Below are 14,851 nucleotides of genomic sequence, written 5' to 3'. Positions count from 1 at the left end.
GCAACAGAGTGTTAATTGTATTTTCACAGACACAACATAACGCATCTGCCCGTTGTCTTTTTAGTTTCTGTTTACCGACACCAGTGTCAGCATACTTTTTAGGACACCACCCAATTTCGCTTGCGGTCGCGTTTGGTGCCATTTTTCTTTAACTCTGCCTATGGCAACCGGGGGCAACAGAGTGTTGGTTGTATTTTCACAGACACGATATATAGTCGTTTCAACTAGAAATGATATGTTGTTGGCGAGCCTCGCTGTACTGTCTTTGGCTCGCCGCCTTGTCTCATTCCCGTTTGAAACGACTATAACGCATCTGCCCGTTGCCTTTTTAGTTTCTGTTTACCAACAACCCGGTCAGCATACTTTTTAGAACACCGCTAGGTGGTGAATCGTGACAATAGCAATCAATCATGAAGCATGGCAGGGCGAGCCACGAAAAAAGCGGGCCGAAGCCCGCTTTTTTGTTTGCTGCCTGTTTAGCAGGCGGATCAGTGTTTGACGCTTTGCAGCAGTTTGCGTACCGCTTCCGGGTCGTTGGCGGCAATGGCTTTGTCAAGCAGGGTGCGGCATTCGTCGTATTTGAGTTTGCTGATGGCGTACTTGACCGCCGGCAGCATTTTGCCGCTGATGGAGATTTCGTTGAATCCCATACCGACGAGGAGCGGGGTGGCTTCGAGCTGGCCGCCCATTTCGCCGCAGATGCCGACGTCAATGCCTGTTTTGTGGGCGGCGTCGCAGGTCAATTTCATCAGGCGCAATACGGCCGGATGCAGTCCGTCGTAGAGGTCGCTGATTTTGGTGTTGCCGCGATCAACGGCCAAGGTATATTGGGTAAGGTCGTTGGTGCCGATGCTGAAAAATGCGGCTTCTTTTGCGAGTTGTTCGGCGATGAGCGCCGAGGCCGGGGTTTCGATCATGATACCGACTTTGAGGTGCGGGTTGTGGTTGCGCCCTTCGGCTTCGAGTTTGACGGATTGTTCGGCGATTTGCTGTTTGACCCAGCGCAGTTCGTCCAGGCTGATGACCATCGGGATCATCACCCACAGGTCGCCGTAGGCGGCGGCGCGGATGGCGGCGCGGATTTGGCTCAAAAAGACTTCGGGGTTGTCTTTGTAGAGGCGGACGCCGCGCCAGCCGAGGAAGGGGTTTTCTTCTTTGGGGAAGTTGAGGTAGGAGAGCGGTTTGTCGCCGCCGATGTCAAGCAAGCGCAGGATGACGGTCTTGCCTTTCATGTGTTCGGCGACTTTGCGGTAGATGGCGTATTGCTGGTCTTCGCTCGGTGCCTGTTTGCTTTCCATGAAGAGGAATTCGCTGCGGAAGAGGCCGATGCCTTCGCTGCCGTTTTCGTCGATGAGGTGCAGGTCGTTTGGTGAGCCGATGTTGCTGTAAAGAGCGAAGGTTTTGCCGTCAAGGGTGGCGGCCGGTTTGCCGCGCAGTTTGGCGTATTCGGCTTTTTGCGCGTCCTGGTGGACCTTTTTATCGGTGTAGATTTTGCGCGTCTGTTCGTTCGGGTCAAGGACGAGGTGGCCGGTGTCGCCGTCAAGCAGGGCGGTAACGCCGCTCGCGACTTCGTCCATGATGCTGCGCATGCCCATCACAGCCGGCATGCCGAGGTTGCGCGCGAGGATGGCAACGTGGCTGGTGAGCCCGCCGTGTTCGAGGACGAAACCGCGCACTTTGTCGGGGTCAAGCTGCGCGGTTTCGGAGGGGGTGAGATCTTCGGCAAAGATGATGCTGTCCGGCGGGGCGCTTGCCAGCGAGGCAAAGGGCAGGCCGTTCAGGGCGAGGAGGAGGTTGTTTTGCAGATCTTCGAATTCGGCGGCGCGTTCGCGCAGGTATTCGTCTTCGAGGTTGCGCATGGTGGTGGCGACCTGGTCCAAGTATTCTTTGACGGCGGCGGTCGCGGTCTTGCGTTCGTCGCGAATCAGCGCCTGGATGTCCTTGTCGAGTTCTTCGTCGGCGAGCAGTTCGCGGTGGCTTTCGAAGATGGCGGCTTCGTGTTCGCCCTGTTTTTCGAGGACGCGGTTGTAGAGGCCTTCGAGGTGCGCATCCACTTTGGCCTGGGCGTTGCGGAAGGCGCGGTATTCGTTTTTGACTTCGTCTTCGCCGATGGTGCGGGTGTCGATGTTCGGGGTCTGCGGGCGGAAGATCCAGGCTTGGCCGATGGCGATGCCGGGGGAGGCGGCGAGTCCTTCGTAGGCTTTCATGGTTGGCTCCTCTGTGGTGGGGGTGATGGCAATACGCCGCAGCGGGGGCTGCGGCGCATCGGGGGGTTATTCTGCGAGGTTGGTGATGTAGTCGGCGAGTTTGGCGAGTGCGTCGGCTTCGTCGGTGCCGTCGGTGCGCAGGGTGAGTTCGTCGCCTTTGCTGAGACCCGCTTGCAGCAGTTTCATCAGGGATTTGCCGTTGTATTCGTTGCCGTCCTTGATGATGGTGACGCTGGCCTCAAAGCCTTTGGCTTGCTGGACGAAGTCTTTGGCGGGGCGGGCGTGCAGACCAGAGGGGTTGTTGAGGGTGAGGGTTTTTTCTTGCATGGTTACAATCCTTCTTCTGTCGGGTCGGGTGGTGGCGGGCGTTTGCTGTGGCTGCCGAGGCTGCCGATGCCTTCGCGTGCTGCGGGGAGCAGTTGTGCCACCAGTTGTCGTGCATCGTCGCAGCCGCTTCTTTCGAGGACGGCTTCGACGAGCATATGCAGTGTGGTGCCATATACGACTTCGCTGTTGGCCCGCTCGCGGGTCAGCAATGCGGCTTGCCGGAAAGGCGCGCCGCCAATGATGTCGCAGAAGATGACCACGCCGTTATTGTCATACAGTTTTACGGTTTTTGCCAGTTTCTCACTGAGCGCTTCGGGAGTGTCGCCCTCGGCGAAATTCACGGCGTACAGGTCTTTCTGCGGCCCGCTGATGAGTTCGAGCGCGCTCTTCATGCCGTCGGCGAAATGGCCGTGTCCGGTGATGATGATGGCGAGGGGCATGGGGTGTCCTTATGTGTGTGATGTGAATGGTAATTTATAGGGGCTGCAAGCGGGAAACCGCGTGGTTGACTCGCTTGGCGGCAATTTTACAATACGTGTCATGGTTAATAAGAAGAGAGATGTTATGAGCACGGCGCATATCAGTATTCAGGTAGATGACGGCATCCATCATCAGGCGGCGGAGGTGTTCGCCGGTTATGGTTTGACCCCGGCAGAGGCGATAGGCCTGTTTTTGCGGCAGGTGGCAGCGACCCGCAAGGTGCCGCTGGAAACAGATTTTATGCCGGAGGCTATCGCTTATGAGCAAAATCCCGTGACGATGCAGGCGGTGGCCGATGTACGGGCGGGCAGGGTTACGACGTATGAGGATTTCGCCGAGATGATGCGTGATTTGCATGAAGACCGGCATTCATGAAAAAGATCAGTGTGTCAAACCAGTGCAAGCGCGATATCCGGAGCCATTATTTGCAGCTGATTACACCGGAATGGGCGGAGGTGCTGCATACCGCTGTGTCAGCGTCAGCCATTGCCCGAACGCTACCGCGACCACGCGTTGAGCGGTGATTTGCGAGGCCTGCGGGATTGTCACGTCAAGCCGGATTTGGTGCTGCTGTATCGTCGTGGTGAGCATGCCATCGAGCTGGTGCGCCTTGGTAGTCATAGTGAGCTGGGCATCGGCTAGACCGCGTGGTTGTCCCGCCTGGCGGCTTTTGGCAAGCCCCATCCCATTTAGGGGGTGGGGCTTTTTTTCTGCCGCCCGGCCGCTATTGCACGGCCGCAGCCGCTTCTGTTGCTTCTTTTACGACGATTCCCATGCGTTCGGCAAGGATGTTCGCATCAATGATATCTACGCCGAAGAGCTGTTTGACCAGTACCGGCAGGCCGACGCAGACGAGGCCGAAGACGATGGTCCAGAGGACGAGGCGCAGGGTCGAGGTGCCTTTTTTAATGCGCCACAGGATGAACATGGTCCACAAGAGCGGCAGCAGTTTCGGCATGATCGGGTCGATCAGGTCTTTTTGCAGACTGTACACGAAAGGTTTTTCTACGCCTTCAACGTGGCGCACAAGTTGCAGACCGGATTCGAGCTTGACGTAGCTCGCCGTCATCGCGCCGATGACGGTCAGGCCGACGATAGAGGCGGCATGGCTGATTTTGCGTGTCTGTTCTTTGAGGTTGGCGATTGCCGAGACGCCCATTTTGTAGCCGTAGTTGGCCAGACCAAAGCGCAGCGCGAAGTGGACGACGTTGAAGAGGGCGAGGAAGAAGATCGGCCCCAGCCATGAGCCGCTGAGCGAGAAGGAGGCGCCGACGCCGCCGCAGATGGAGAGTAGGGTCAGCCAGAAGACAGCGTCACCGATACCGCCGCCCGGTCCCATGGTGGAGACTTTGATGGCGCGGATGGTCGAGATGTTTTCTTTCGCTTCTTCCATCGAGACGACGAGGCCGGAGATGAAGGTCACGAGGAAGGGGTGGGTGTTGAAGAATTCGAGGTGCATCCGCATGGAGGCGCGCAGGTCGTCCGGGTTTTTGTGGATTTTGCGTAGCGCGGGCAGGATGGTGTAGAGCCAGCCGTTCGCCTGCATCCTTTCGTAGTTGAAGGAGGCTTGCAGGAAGAGCGAGCGCCACGCCATGATGCTGAGGTCGCGGCCAGTGATGACTTTATTGGCGCTTTGGTCCTGATAGGTGTCGCGGGTTTCGGTAGTCATGGTTAGATTCCTTCTTCTTCTTGGGGTTGGGCGGGTTTTTGCTGCGCGATGTTGTCACGCAGGAAGTATTCGATGAGCGCGAAGACAACGCCAATCAGCGCGATGGCAAGCAGCGGCTGTTCGAGGTAGGCGGCGAGGACGAAGCCGAGGATGTAGTAGGCGACGTATTCTTTGCGCAGCATGATGTTCAGCAGGATGCCGAAGCCGATGGCGGGCATCAGGCCGCCGGCCATGCCGAGGCCTTCGGTGATCCATTTCGGCACGAATGCCACGTATTTCGCGGCCTGGGCGGCGCCGAGATAGACGACAAGGAAGGTGACGATGGAGTAGAAGAGGAAGAGGATGGTCATGCCGAGGTAGTTCAGCTTGGCGATGCCGCCGTAGTTGAGGGTGTCGGCGTAGTGATCGGCTTTCTTCATCAGCGGCGAGAAGGCGGTGAAGAGGAAGGTAATGCAGACTTGCACAAAGAGGGCGAAGGGGATGGCGACGACGATGGCCTCTTGTGCGGTTTTGCCTGTCGCGATGACGAAGGCGGTGCCGATGATGCCGCCCATGACGACGTTCGGCGGCTGCGCACCGGCCAGCGGCACAAGGCCCATCCACATGAGCTCGAAGGAGGCACCGGCGACGAGCCCGGCCTGCGGATCGCCCATGAGGATGCCGACGATGGGGCCGGCGATGATGGGGCGGTGGATATGGGTGAGGACGTTGAAGAGATCGATGCCCGCGATGCCCGCGAAGAGGGCAACCATGAGCGCCTGGATAAGGGTGATGTCGGATAGGGTTTCCATGGTGTTTTCCTGTTAGTCGATGAGGCTGAGGATGGGTTTTTTCGCGTCTTCCGGTGTGCCTTGCGCAGTGCAGGGGATGCCGAGCGCTTCAAGTTCGCGGAAGGTTTGGATGTCGTCTTCGGTGACGCTGATGACTTTGGCGATTTGTTTTTTCCCTTCGGCATAGTGCAGGTTGCCGACGTTGATGGCTTTGATGGGCACGCCGCCCTTGATGAGGGTGAGCGCGTTCTGCGGGGTGCGCACGACGAGGAAGATTTTCTGGTGCGATGCGGCTTTGTGGATGACATCGATGGTTTTTTGCAGGGTGAAGAAACGGGCGCCGACGTTGCCGGCAATCGCCATTTCCATCAGGTTCTGCTGCACGGGGTCGGCGGCGGTTTCGTCGTCAGCGACGAGGACGAGGTTGGCGCCGAGCCAGTTGGTCCAGGTCATGCCGACCTGGCCGTGGATGAGACGGTTATCGATGCGGGTGAGGAGGATGTTGGGTTCTGCCATAGGTCTTTCCTTTATGTTGGGGGATGGGGATTATTGGTTTGTCGCCAGAGGTCATTGTTTCAGCCCCATCCCCACCCCCAGCGGGGGAAGGGGCACAGTTGCCCGCTTGGGCAGGCTTGCGCCGTCAAAGCCCCTCCCCCTGTGGGGGAGGGGTTGGGGCGGGGGTTGAACACGTCATTTTTCATGATTCAGTTCTTCCAGTTTGTGCAGGATGGCGGTGAGGACGGCGTCTGTTTGTTGCAGGATGTCGTGGTTCCAAAAACGCAGTACGCAAAAGCCCTGCGCTTCGAGGTAGCGGGTGCGGTGGGCGTCGTAGCCCGTTTGGGCAGCGTGCTGTCCTCCGTCTGCTTCGATAATCAGGCGAGGGTTGGTGCAGATGAAATCCACGATGTAGCCGCCTATCGGCTGTTGTCTGCGGAATTTGTAGCCATTCAGTTGCTTGCCGCGCAGGCGTCGCCAAAGGCATCGTTCCGCTTCCGGCATGTTGCGGCGCAGGTTTCTTGCCTTTGTCAGCAAGGGCGGGTTGTTGGGAGGAAAGAGTTTTTTGTGCATTCTGCCGACAGAGGCTTCGGTGATATGTATCAAACCCCCATCCCCGTCCCTTCCCCCAGTGGGGGAGGGGAGCGGTTGCCTGCGGGGCAGGGTGCTCGCAGTGAGCGGGGAAGGGGGTGCTGCAAGCGGTCATTGTTTCAACCCCCATCCCCGTCCCTTCCCTCAGCGGAGAGAGGAGACGCAGTTGTCCGCTGGAGCAGGTTCGCGCCGTCAAAGCCCCTCCCTCTGTGGGGGAGTTGGGGTGGGGACTGAATGCGTCATTTTTCATGATCAGTGGTGGTAGGGGTAAAGCGTGACCCCGCGCACTACGCGGTTGACGCTGCCGTCCGGGCTGGGGTTGTCCGGGGCGACGCCCGCATCCAGCGCGCAGCGCAGGCCGGTGAGTTGGGCGTGCTGGACGTAGAGCGGGGCGAGGGCGGCATCGGGCTGGTTGTCCAGGGTAGCGTCGAAGGCGGTGATGTGCGCGCCGCTGGACGCGAGTTCCGGGTAGCGCCGGAAATAGTTCGCCGGGCCGTAGAGGTGAATGCTCGCTGCGTGGCCGTCCGCCAGCAGTTCCCAGGCGAGGTCGCGGTCGTATTGCTGGGTGTAGGGGTCGTTTGCGGCGTAGAGGCAGACGGCGGTGCTGCCGTCTATCAGCGATTTGGGGCCGTGGCGGAAGCCGAGCGAGGTTTCGCTCATGGTCGGGATTTTGCCGCCGGTCATTTCAAGAATCTTCAGCGCGCTTTCGCGGGCGGCGCCGTAGAGGGGGCCGCTGCCGAGGTAGATGATGCGTTTCGCAGCGGCGAGGGTGTCGAGTGCGGGGGAGGTGTAGTAGGTGTCGCTGGTGTGCTGTTGCGCGGCGGCAAGCGCAGTGTAGTCGGGCAGCGGCAGGTCGAGCGCTTCGTAACAGAGGCCGAGGGTGTAGAGCGTCATGGTGCTGAAGCTGGATGTCATGACAAAGCTCTCGTCGTGCGTTTCCGGCGGCATCAGGCAAATGTGGCCATGTTTCCCGCTGTAATCGGCAAGGCTGCTGTGTGCGTTGCAGACGACGGCAACGGGAGCAAGGCGCGGGGCGACAGCGGCGGCTTTTTTCAGCGAGGCGACGCTTTCCGGCGAGTTGCCACTGCGCGCGAAGCTGAACAGGAAACCGTGCGCGTTGTGTGCGATTTTGTCCGCCGGCTGGGCGACGAGGTCGGTGCTGGCGGTGGCAATGTTGTGCGCGCGGCTAACCCGCTGGATGGCGGCGGCGAGGATGTCGCCGACATAGGCAGAGGTGCCAGCGCCGCTGTATGCAATGGTCGCCGTTGCGTCATGCAGGGCATCATGCAGTGCGGCTTTGAGCGCCGGGTCAGTAGCGGCAAGCAGGGCGGGGATTTGCCGCCAGCAAGCGCCCTGCTGGGCGATTTCACGGGCGGTGGCAGTGGCGCCGCGAGCGGCGAAGTAGCTGGGGTCTTGTCCGAAGATCATGGGGTTTCTTGAGGTTGGTATGGTTCAATGTCGGTGTTTGTCCCGCTTGGCGGGGTTTGGGTGTTTTGTTCGTCAAGGATGTGCGGGGCGATGGGGGCGGCTTCATGGCCTTGTGCGGCGGCTTTTTCCAGCCATTGCCGTGCTTTGGCGGTGTCTTTCGGCACGACAGTGCCGTCGCCGTAGAGGGCGCCGAGGTTGTACGCGGCATCGAGATAGTTTTGTGCCGCCGCTTTTTCCAGCCACTCAACTGCTTCGTCGTAGGCCTGCGCGACGCCGTCGCCTTTGCTGTAACGGCAGGCGAGGCGGCATTGCGCCCCGGCGTCGCCATCTTCCGCTTGCGCGGTGAGTTGCGCGATGTCATTCGTCACGCTTGGGTCTTCAGCGATGGCCGCTGCGGTAAGGGCGGCAAGGCTCAGGGCGAGAAGGTGCGGTTTCATCGGGTTTGCTTTTGTGTAGCGGGCAGGTTTTCTCTTTATTTGCCGGAATCCCAAGTTTTATCCCGCTTGGCGGGAAGCCAGGTTTTATCTCGCTTGGCGGGAACCCAGTGTTTTCCCCGCTTGGCGGGAACCCAGGTTTTTCCCCGCTTGGCGGAATCCCAGTATTTATCCCGCTTGGCAGGATTCCTCCTTTAGGCCTTTGGTTATCTTCCCCCGCAGGCGGAGGAAGGGCTTTTTATGTCAGGCGCAAGCAGCGTAGTAGGGGGCAAGCGCCGCTTTGATGGTGTTGTTGATCAGGTTGTCAGCGGTGATTTTTTCGCCGCGTGCGCGGCAGGCCTCCGCCCCCAGCGGCAGGTATTGATGCGCTACGCCGAGCGGGATTTCCCGGCTGCCGAGGGCGTCCAGCAGTTCTTGTACGGATTTGGCAAGGCGCGGTTTGGTCCAGTAGTAGCGGATGCGGTCGGACAGGCTGTATGCCCGCAGCAGGCGTTGTTCGCGGCGGTCGCCGTGGTAGTACTTCTGCCAGTCGGCGGGGTCTTCGCGCATGACGGCGTCGGCTTCGCCAATCAGGTCGGTTCTGGTTTCGAGGCCGAGTTCGATGGCGATCTGGCACAGGCCGTAGAGGGCTTCGCGGTAGGCGAAGGTCAGCGCCGGACCGACTTTGAGGATGGCAAAGTGGTCGCGCACGAGGTTTTTGAAGGCTTCCGGGGTTTGGTAGTCGGTCGAATGCGCTTCAAAGACGGCGTTCGGGAATTCATCGGCAACGGCGGAGAGGGCTTGCGCGCGTTCGGGACGGTAGTCTTCGACGCCGTGGTGGTCGAATTCGACGCCGGGCTGGACGACGAGGCCGACGACGCGCGCCCAGACATCGTCGCCGAGGCCGTGTGCGGCGAAGGTTTCGCGGTGAATGCGGTAGGTGGTGCGGGCGGCGTCCGGCGTGGTCGGGGTGACGCCGTCGAGGGCTTCTTTGGCGCCGCCCGGTACGGGGACTTCGGTGCCGATGATGTACACGAGCGGCACGGCATCCGGCATGGCAGCGCGGGTGTCTTCGGCGATGCGGCAGAGGCGGGCGGCGCGTGCGGCGACGGTGCTGTCGGGCAGCGGCACGGGGTCGCCCGCGCAGCTCATGCTGCAATCAAGGTGGATTTTTTCGTAGCCGGCGGCGACGTAGCTGCGGATGAGTTCTTCGCTGTTTGTCATGGCCTCGGCAGCGGGCAGATATTGCCAGCGGTTCGGGCCGAGGTGGTCGCCGCCGAAGGTGACGTCGCAGTCGGCGGGCAGCATGGCGCGGGTTTGGGCGATGTATTCGGCGGGGGTGAGGCCGGTATAGCCGCCGAACTGGTCCACCTGGTTCGAGGTGGATTCGAGCAGGAGCGGCGCGCCGTATTCGCGCGCGAGTTCGGCGGCGGCGCGGACGACGGCAGGGTGCGCGCTGCAAACGGAGACGATACCGCCGTGTCCGCTGTGTTTATGGGCGGCGACGATTTCACCGGTTTTGTTATTTTTTGTCTTGGTCATTGTCGTTTACTTCAATGAGACGAATGTCGTGTTGACGGAAGTGCTGTTTGTACAGCTCGGGTACGCCGCCTTCGGAGATAATCGCGGTGATGCGGTCAAAGTGGAAGAAGGTGCGGAAGGAGCGTTTGCCGTATTTGCTGCAATCGGCAAGCAGGTACACTTCCTGCGCGTGTTCGGCCATGAGGCGAGTCAGGCGCGCACGCTGCTCGTTGGTAGTGGTCAGCCCCGCTTCAATGTCGATGCCGTCGGCGCTGATGAAGGCTTTGGAGAAGTGGCACTGGCGCAGGTTGTCGGTGGTAATCGCGCCTTCAAAGGCCATCACGTCTTTGCGCAACTCGCCGCCAAGCGCGTACACGTTGGTGTTTTTGTGCGCGGCAAGGACGGACAGGGCGTCCAGGCTGTTGACCATGACGTTGATGGAGGCATCAGGCAGGGCGCGCACGAATTCGAGGGTGGTGGTGCCGGAGTCAATGACGAGGGAGTCGTCAATGGTGTTGATGAGGTTCGCCGCCGCCCAGCGGCCGATGATGCGCTTGGCGCTGACGTTCTGCGATTCGCGCAGGCTGCGTTTGAGTGGCGAAATGAAGCGGTCGGCTGAAACAGCGCCGCCGTGCTGGCGCTTGGCGACGCCCTGTTCTTGCAGGTAGTCGAGGTCGCGGTAGATGGTCATCAGCGAGACTTCGAAGCGCTCGGCGAGTTCTTGCGAGTTGACGACGCCCTGTTCGTTGAGCAGGGTCTGAATTTGCGCGCGCCGGTCAACGGTAGTATCAGATTTCATTGAGGAAGAAGATGAGGATGATGCGGACATGGATGAACTCCTTGTTTGTTGTGATTTTTGATGTTACGACTGTGTGTATTTACTGTCAATATTTTTGTGGAAATTTGAGGAATGCTGCTTGCGGTGCTGTGTTTCAACATGGGTTACGGTATTGGCGCTTCGCTGCTTTTCCTTTTGTTTTCAAGAAACTTTTATGATGCCTTCGCTGCTGTGGAAGGGGAGTGTAGCGTTGGCGCGAGGTGTGTGGCTTGCGTTATGATGTGTGGCCGTGCGGGGCGGATCGGCACATCAGGCGCCGCTTCCGGGCGGGCGCTGCGCCACCGCGTGATGACCGCCCGGCCGCGCACGGGAAACCGTCATAACGACCCGGCGCACCGCCTCGCCCAATCATATGAAACGCAGCAAAACCATCGGTACCGACCATGACCACACACCACATCCTCTGCATGAAATGGGGCGACAAATACCCCGCCGAATACGTCAACCGCCTGCACCGCATGGTCTCGCGCCACCTCACCCTGTCCTTTACCACCCACTGCCTCACCGACGACCCGCGCGGCATCGACCCTGCTATCGTCTGCCACCCCATTCCCTCGCTTGACCTGCCCGACGGCCTGCCCGAGCGCGGCTGGCGCAAACTCACCACCTTTACCCCCGACCTGTACGGCCTGAGCGGCACGGCACTCTTCCTCGACCTCGACGTCGTCATCCTGCGCAACATCGACCACTTTTTCACCCACCATGCAGACGATAGCGCGCGCACCTATATCATCCGCGACTGGCGGCGACCGTGGCGCAAAGTCGGCAACAGCTCCGTCTATCGCTTCACCCTCGGCGTCTACCCCGATTTACTGGCGACCTTCCGCGCCCACTTCACCACCATCCGCCGCGAGTTCCGCAACGAACAGGCGTGGCTGTCGCACTACCTGCGCGAACGCGATGCCCTGCGCTACTGGCCAGGGCACTGGTGCAAAAGCTACAAATATCACGCGCTCTACCCACTGCCGCTGTCGCTCGTCTGCACCCCGCGCCGCCCCGATTGCGACATCCTCGTCTTCCACGGCGAAGTCAATCCGGACGGCGCCATCCGGGGCGGCGGCGGCAAATGGTACCGCCACATCCGCCCCGCGCCGTGGCTGGCCGAGCACTGGGGATAAGTCATGTATCGCCTCAGCGTGGTGATGATCACCAAAAACGAAGCGGCCAACCTGCGCCGCTGCCTGCCGCTTGTCGCCACCGTCGCCGACGAAATCGTCATCCTCGATTCCGGGAGCCAGGACGACAGCGCCGCCGTTGCCGCCCGCTACGGCGCGCAGTGGCACGAAAACACCGACTGGCAGGGTTACGGCATCCAGCGTCAGCGCGCGCAAGCCTTCGCCACCGGCGACTGGATACTGGCGCTGGACGCCGACGAAGCGCCGGATGCCGCGCTGCTTGCCGCCCTGGCGGATATAAAAAAAGAAACCCCCGCCGACACCATCTACGGCATCCGCCGCCTCGACAACCTCTTCGGGCAGCCCATCGACCACCCGCGCTGGCGCAACAAGGCGCACTGGCGCCTCTACCCGCGCCGCTACCACTACAACGCCAACCCCGTGCACGAATCCGTCGAACTCGCCGACGCGACCACCGCCATCCTGCCCGGCTACCTGCACCACCACACCGCGACCGACCCCCACCACTGGCTGCAAAAACGCCTCGCCTACGCCGAAACCTGGGCGGCAGACGCCGCGGCGCGCGGCAAAAAAAGCAGCGCGGCGGGTGCCGTCCTGCGCGCCTTGTGGGCACTCGCCAAACAATACCTCGCCGGCGGCCGCTTCCTGCGCGGGCGCAGCGGCTGGATTTACGCCTGCCTCTTCGCGCAATACACCTTCAACAAATACGCCCTGCTCTACGACCACAACCGCCGCCCGCAAAGCTACACCGCCGACTATCAGCCGCATGCGGTGAATATCCACACCCTGACCGGCGGTGCGGATGCCGCTCCCAATCCCCCCCCCCCGCAAGCGGGGGAGGGGGCGGTTTCAGCCCTGCAAGCGGGTGAAAAGGCAGCCTCTATTACCGCCCAAACCGCAACCACCGCCCCCCTTCCCCGTGGGACCGGCACAGCTCGCGTCAGCGGGAAAGGGGACGGGGAAGAGGGCGGTAAAGCAAACGCCGCTGGCGGCAAGCCCGCTGCAACAAGACACACCCTCAGCGTCGTCCTCATCACCAAGAACGAAAGCCGCCACCTGCCCGCCTGCCTTGCTTCCATCCGGGGAATCGCCGATGAAATCCTCATCCTCGATTCCGGCAGCACGGACGGCACCGCCGCGATAGCCGCCCACTTCGGCGCGAAATGGTACGCAAGGCGCGACTGGCAGGGCTTCGGCATCCAGCGCCAACGTGCGCAGGCGCTTGCCACAGGCGATTACATCCTCATGCTGGACGCCGACGAACAGCCCGACGCCGCCCTCTCTGCCGCCATCGCCCAAGTGCTCACCCGCCCGCCGGAGCCCGGCACCGTCTATGCCGTGCGCCGCACCAACATCTTCTGCGGCACGCCTGTGCACGGCTGGTATCACGACCGCATCGCCCGCCTCTACCCGCGCGCGCATTACCAATACCACCCCTACGAAGTGCACGAATCGCTCAACAGCCGCGACGCCGCCGTGAAAACCCTCGGCGGCTGCCTGCTGCATTACACCAACGACAACCTCGCCCACTTCCTCGTCAAAAACCTGCGTTACAGCCGCGACTGGGCGGAAGAACACGAAAACCGCCGCGCGCCGAACCTGTGGACGCTGCCGCTGAAAAGCCTCGTTGCCTTCCTGCGCGAATACCTCGTGCGCGGTGCCTGCTGCGGCGGCGGTTACGGACTCATCCTCGCCGTCAGCACCGCCTGCTACCACTACAACAAATACCTCATGCTCGCCTACCGGAAAAAAACATGAACGCCACCCTCATCCGCCTCAACAACGCGGCGGTCTTCCTCACCTTCGCCCTCAGCATCGCCGTCAAGGGCGGCTACAACTACGGCGCGGGCATCCTCTTCCTCGCCGCCCTCCTCGGCCTGCCGCAATGGTGGAAAAGACGCCCGTGCGGGCGCGACCTGCGCCTCATCGCGCTCGGCTTCATCCTCATGGGAACCGTCGCCCTTATCGACGTGTGGCTCTCCGGTCTGCGCGACACCTACTACAACATCCCGCTCAAATTCCTGGTGATGCCGCTTCTCCTCGCCTACCTCGCCGCCAACCCGCCCGACCCGCGCGCCATCTGGTGGGGCGCGGCGGCGGGTGCCGTTCTCGGTCTCGCCTCCGCCCTCTACTACACCCACTACGCCCCCGAACTCCTGCCGGACGGTCGCGCCGCCCGCTACCTGCACCCCATCCAGCTCGGCAACCTCGCCATGCTCTTCGCCCTGCTCTGCGCATGCAGCCTGCGCGGCAGACCGCGCGGCTGGGCGCTCCTGCCGCCGCTGGCGGGCATCCTCGCCGGGCTCTACACCGTCTTCCTCTCGCAAACACGCGGCAGCTTCACCGCGCTTGCCTGGACACTCGCCATCCTCGCCATCCTCTCCCTGCGCCGCCGCCACTTCCGCGCGCGCAGCGTCGCCATCAGCGGCGTTATCCTCCTCGCCCTCGGCGGCACCTTCTGGCTGGGCAAAGGCGACATCATCAGCGAACGCCTCGCCGAAGCGCGCCACGACATCGCCCTCTACCGGCAGGGCGACAGCAACACCTCCATCGGCGCGCGCCTCGAAATGTGGCACTTCGCCTGGGAAGAAGGCAGCCGCTACCCCGTCTTCGGCCCTGGCACGGCGCGGATGCTCGCCGACAAGGCCAGCTGGCCGAGCATCAGCCAGTTCGGCCACATGCATAACGAATTTCTCGACGCCTTCGCGCGGCGCGGCAGCGTCGGCCTCCTCATCGTCCTCTACCTCTTCCTCGTGCCGCTTTACTGCTACCGCCGCCACGGCCGCCCGGCGGATGCGGACGCTGCTGCACTGCGCCTGGCGGGCAGCGCGCACATCCTGCTGTACAGCGGCTTCAGCCTGACCCAGGCGGCGCTGTACAGCCACAACAGCGGCTTCCTCTTTTTCGCCCTGCCGCTGTGCATGATGTATGCCGCCTACCGCGCCAGAGGCGGTGCCTGAACCGCCCGCGCCGTAA

15 protein-coding genes and 1 pseudogene are annotated in these 14,851 nt (G+C 61.5%); 5 read left to right on the top strand and 11 right to left on the bottom strand.

Annotated features, from left to right (window positions below):
• Positions 1-488 precede the first annotated feature (488 nt).
• From ptsP to agaF, 3 genes are all read right to left on the bottom strand, one after another.
• On the bottom strand, positions 489-2,207 hold the full coding sequence (gene ptsP / locus Q0562_RS07290; RefSeq protein WP_298643088.1) for a phosphoenolpyruvate--protein phosphotransferase: 1,719 nt from the start codon (positions 2,205-2,207) through the stop codon (positions 489-491).
• A 66-nt stretch (positions 2,208-2,273) separates the two neighbouring features.
• Entirely contained in the window at positions 2,274-2,534 is a 261-nt protein-coding gene (locus Q0562_RS07285; protein WP_298643086.1) for an HPr family phosphocarrier protein, read from the bottom strand.
• Between the two features lie 2 nt (positions 2,535-2,536).
• Positions 2,537-2,974, bottom strand: a complete 438-nt coding sequence (gene agaF / locus Q0562_RS07280) for a PTS galactosamine/N-acetylgalactosamine transporter subunit IIA (RefSeq protein WP_298643084.1) — start codon at positions 2,972-2,974, stop codon at positions 2,537-2,539.
• 100 nt (positions 2,975-3,074) lie between these two features.
• Between agaF and Q0562_RS07275 the strand changes: the two genes are divergently transcribed.
• Both Q0562_RS07275 and Q0562_RS07270 read left to right on the top strand, forming a co-directional pair.
• Entirely contained in the window at positions 3,075-3,389 is a 315-nt protein-coding gene (locus tag Q0562_RS07275; RefSeq protein WP_298643082.1) for a type II toxin-antitoxin system RelB/DinJ family antitoxin, read from the top strand.
• Positions 3,386-3,656: pseudogene (locus Q0562_RS07270) on the top strand (type II toxin-antitoxin system YafQ family toxin). The gene Q0562_RS07275 and the pseudogene Q0562_RS07270 overlap by 4 nt, the downstream one beginning before the upstream one ends.
• 82 nt (positions 3,657-3,738) lie before the next feature.
• Here Q0562_RS07270 and Q0562_RS07265 read toward each other — a convergent pair.
• From Q0562_RS07265 to Q0562_RS07230, 8 genes are all read right to left on the bottom strand, one after another.
• The gene (locus Q0562_RS07265) at positions 3,739-4,683 is read right to left on the bottom strand and encodes a PTS system mannose/fructose/sorbose family transporter subunit IID (RefSeq protein ID WP_298643080.1); all 945 of its coding nucleotides are present in this window, start codon (positions 4,681-4,683) and stop codon (positions 3,739-3,741) included.
• A 2-nt stretch (positions 4,684-4,685) separates the two neighbouring features.
• On the bottom strand, positions 4,686-5,474 hold the full coding sequence (agaW, locus tag Q0562_RS07260; RefSeq protein ID WP_298643078.1) for a PTS N-acetylgalactosamine transporter subunit IIC: 789 nt from the start codon (positions 5,472-5,474) through the stop codon (positions 4,686-4,688).
• A 12-nt stretch (positions 5,475-5,486) separates the two neighbouring features.
• Positions 5,487-5,969, bottom strand: a complete 483-nt coding sequence (gene agaV / locus Q0562_RS07255; RefSeq protein WP_298643076.1) for a PTS N-acetylgalactosamine transporter subunit IIB — start codon at positions 5,967-5,969, stop codon at positions 5,487-5,489.
• A 174-nt stretch (positions 5,970-6,143) separates the two neighbouring features.
• Positions 6,144-6,521: an endonuclease domain-containing protein gene (locus Q0562_RS07250; protein ID WP_366144729.1), complete on the bottom strand. Its 378-nt coding sequence runs from the start codon at positions 6,519-6,521 to the stop codon at positions 6,144-6,146.
• A gap of 270 nt (positions 6,522-6,791) precedes the next feature.
• Positions 6,792-7,967: an SIS domain-containing protein gene (locus Q0562_RS07245; RefSeq protein WP_298643073.1), complete on the bottom strand. Its 1,176-nt coding sequence runs from the start codon at positions 7,965-7,967 to the stop codon at positions 6,792-6,794.
• Positions 7,964-8,404, bottom strand: a complete 441-nt coding sequence (locus Q0562_RS07240; RefSeq protein ID WP_298643071.1) for a tetratricopeptide repeat protein — start codon at positions 8,402-8,404, stop codon at positions 7,964-7,966. The genes Q0562_RS07245 and Q0562_RS07240 overlap by 4 nt, the downstream gene beginning before the upstream one ends.
• Before the next feature lie 240 nt (positions 8,405-8,644).
• On the bottom strand, positions 8,645-9,922 hold the full coding sequence (locus tag Q0562_RS07235) for a class II D-tagatose-bisphosphate aldolase, non-catalytic subunit (protein WP_298643069.1): 1,278 nt from the start codon (positions 9,920-9,922) through the stop codon (positions 8,645-8,647).
• Entirely contained in the window at positions 9,903-10,700 is a 798-nt protein-coding gene (locus Q0562_RS07230) for a DeoR/GlpR family DNA-binding transcription regulator (RefSeq protein ID WP_298643067.1), read from the bottom strand. The genes Q0562_RS07235 and Q0562_RS07230 overlap by 20 nt, the downstream gene beginning before the upstream one ends.
• Before the next feature lie 422 nt (positions 10,701-11,122).
• On the opposite strand from Q0562_RS07230, the gene Q0562_RS07225 reads away from it, so the two are divergent.
• Genes Q0562_RS07225 through Q0562_RS07215 form a run of 3 tightly spaced genes read left to right on the top strand, consistent with a single transcriptional unit; the run spans position 11,123 to position 14,835 of the window.
• A complete protein-coding gene (locus Q0562_RS07225) occupies positions 11,123-11,857 on the top strand; it encodes a glycosyltransferase (protein ID WP_298643066.1) in 735 nt (244 codons plus the stop codon).
• Between the two features lie 3 nt (positions 11,858-11,860).
• Positions 11,861-13,633 carry a glycosyltransferase family 2 protein gene (locus Q0562_RS07220; protein ID WP_298643065.1) on the top strand — a complete coding sequence of 591 codons (1,773 nt, stop codon included), beginning with the start codon at positions 11,861-11,863 and terminating at the stop codon, positions 13,631-13,633.
• On the top strand, positions 13,630-14,835 hold the full coding sequence (locus Q0562_RS07215) for an O-antigen ligase family protein (RefSeq protein ID WP_298643064.1): 1,206 nt from the start codon (positions 13,630-13,632) through the stop codon (positions 14,833-14,835). Before Q0562_RS07220 ends, Q0562_RS07215 begins: the two co-directional genes overlap by 4 nt.
• The last annotated feature ends 16 nt before the right edge of the window (positions 14,836-14,851 follow it).

This window comes from uncultured Cardiobacterium sp., assembly GCF_938028825.1.
Classification (GTDB): domain Bacteria; phylum Pseudomonadota; class Gammaproteobacteria; order Cardiobacteriales; family Cardiobacteriaceae; genus Cardiobacterium.
Note: the sequence above shows the minus strand (reverse complement) of the source record. Positions and strands in the feature narration are given on the sequence as shown.

Coding starts and splice junctions, on each gene's coding strand:
- ptsP (WP_298643088.1), bottom strand. CDS start 2,207: ATGAAAGCCTACGAAGGACTCGCCGCCTCCCCCGGCATCGCCATCGGC.
- Q0562_RS07285 (WP_298643086.1), bottom strand. CDS start 2,534: ATGCAAGAAAAAACCCTCACCCTCAACAACCCCTCTGGTCTGCACGCC.
- agaF (WP_298643084.1), bottom strand. CDS start 2,974: ATGCCCCTCGCCATCATCATCACCGGACACGGCCATTTCGCCGACGGC.
- Q0562_RS07275 (WP_298643082.1), top strand. CDS start 3,075: ATGGTTAATAAGAAGAGAGATGTTATGAGCACGGCGCATATCAGTATT.
- Q0562_RS07265 (WP_298643080.1), bottom strand. CDS start 4,683: ATGACTACCGAAACCCGCGACACCTATCAGGACCAAAGCGCCAATAAA.
- agaW (WP_298643078.1), bottom strand. CDS start 5,474: ATGGAAACCCTATCCGACATCACCCTTATCCAGGCGCTCATGGTTGCC.
- agaV (WP_298643076.1), bottom strand. CDS start 5,969: ATGGCAGAACCCAACATCCTCCTCACCCGCATCGATAACCGTCTCATC.
- Q0562_RS07250 (WP_366144729.1), bottom strand. CDS start 6,521: ATGCACAAAAAACTCTTTCCTCCCAACAACCCGCCCTTGCTGACAAAG.
- Q0562_RS07245 (WP_298643073.1), bottom strand. CDS start 7,967: ATGATCTTCGGACAAGACCCCAGCTACTTCGCCGCTCGCGGCGCCACT.
- Q0562_RS07240 (WP_298643071.1), bottom strand. CDS start 8,404: ATGAAACCGCACCTTCTCGCCCTGAGCCTTGCCGCCCTTACCGCAGCG.
- Q0562_RS07235 (WP_298643069.1), bottom strand. CDS start 9,922: ATGACCAAGACAAAAAATAACAAAACCGGTGAAATCGTCGCCGCCCAT.
- Q0562_RS07230 (WP_298643067.1), bottom strand. CDS start 10,700: ATGAAATCTGATACTACCGTTGACCGGCGCGCGCAAATTCAGACCCTG.
- Q0562_RS07225 (WP_298643066.1), top strand. CDS start 11,123: ATGACCACACACCACATCCTCTGCATGAAATGGGGCGACAAATACCCC.
- Q0562_RS07220 (WP_298643065.1), top strand. CDS start 11,861: ATGTATCGCCTCAGCGTGGTGATGATCACCAAAAACGAAGCGGCCAAC.
- Q0562_RS07215 (WP_298643064.1), top strand. CDS start 13,630: ATGAACGCCACCCTCATCCGCCTCAACAACGCGGCGGTCTTCCTCACC.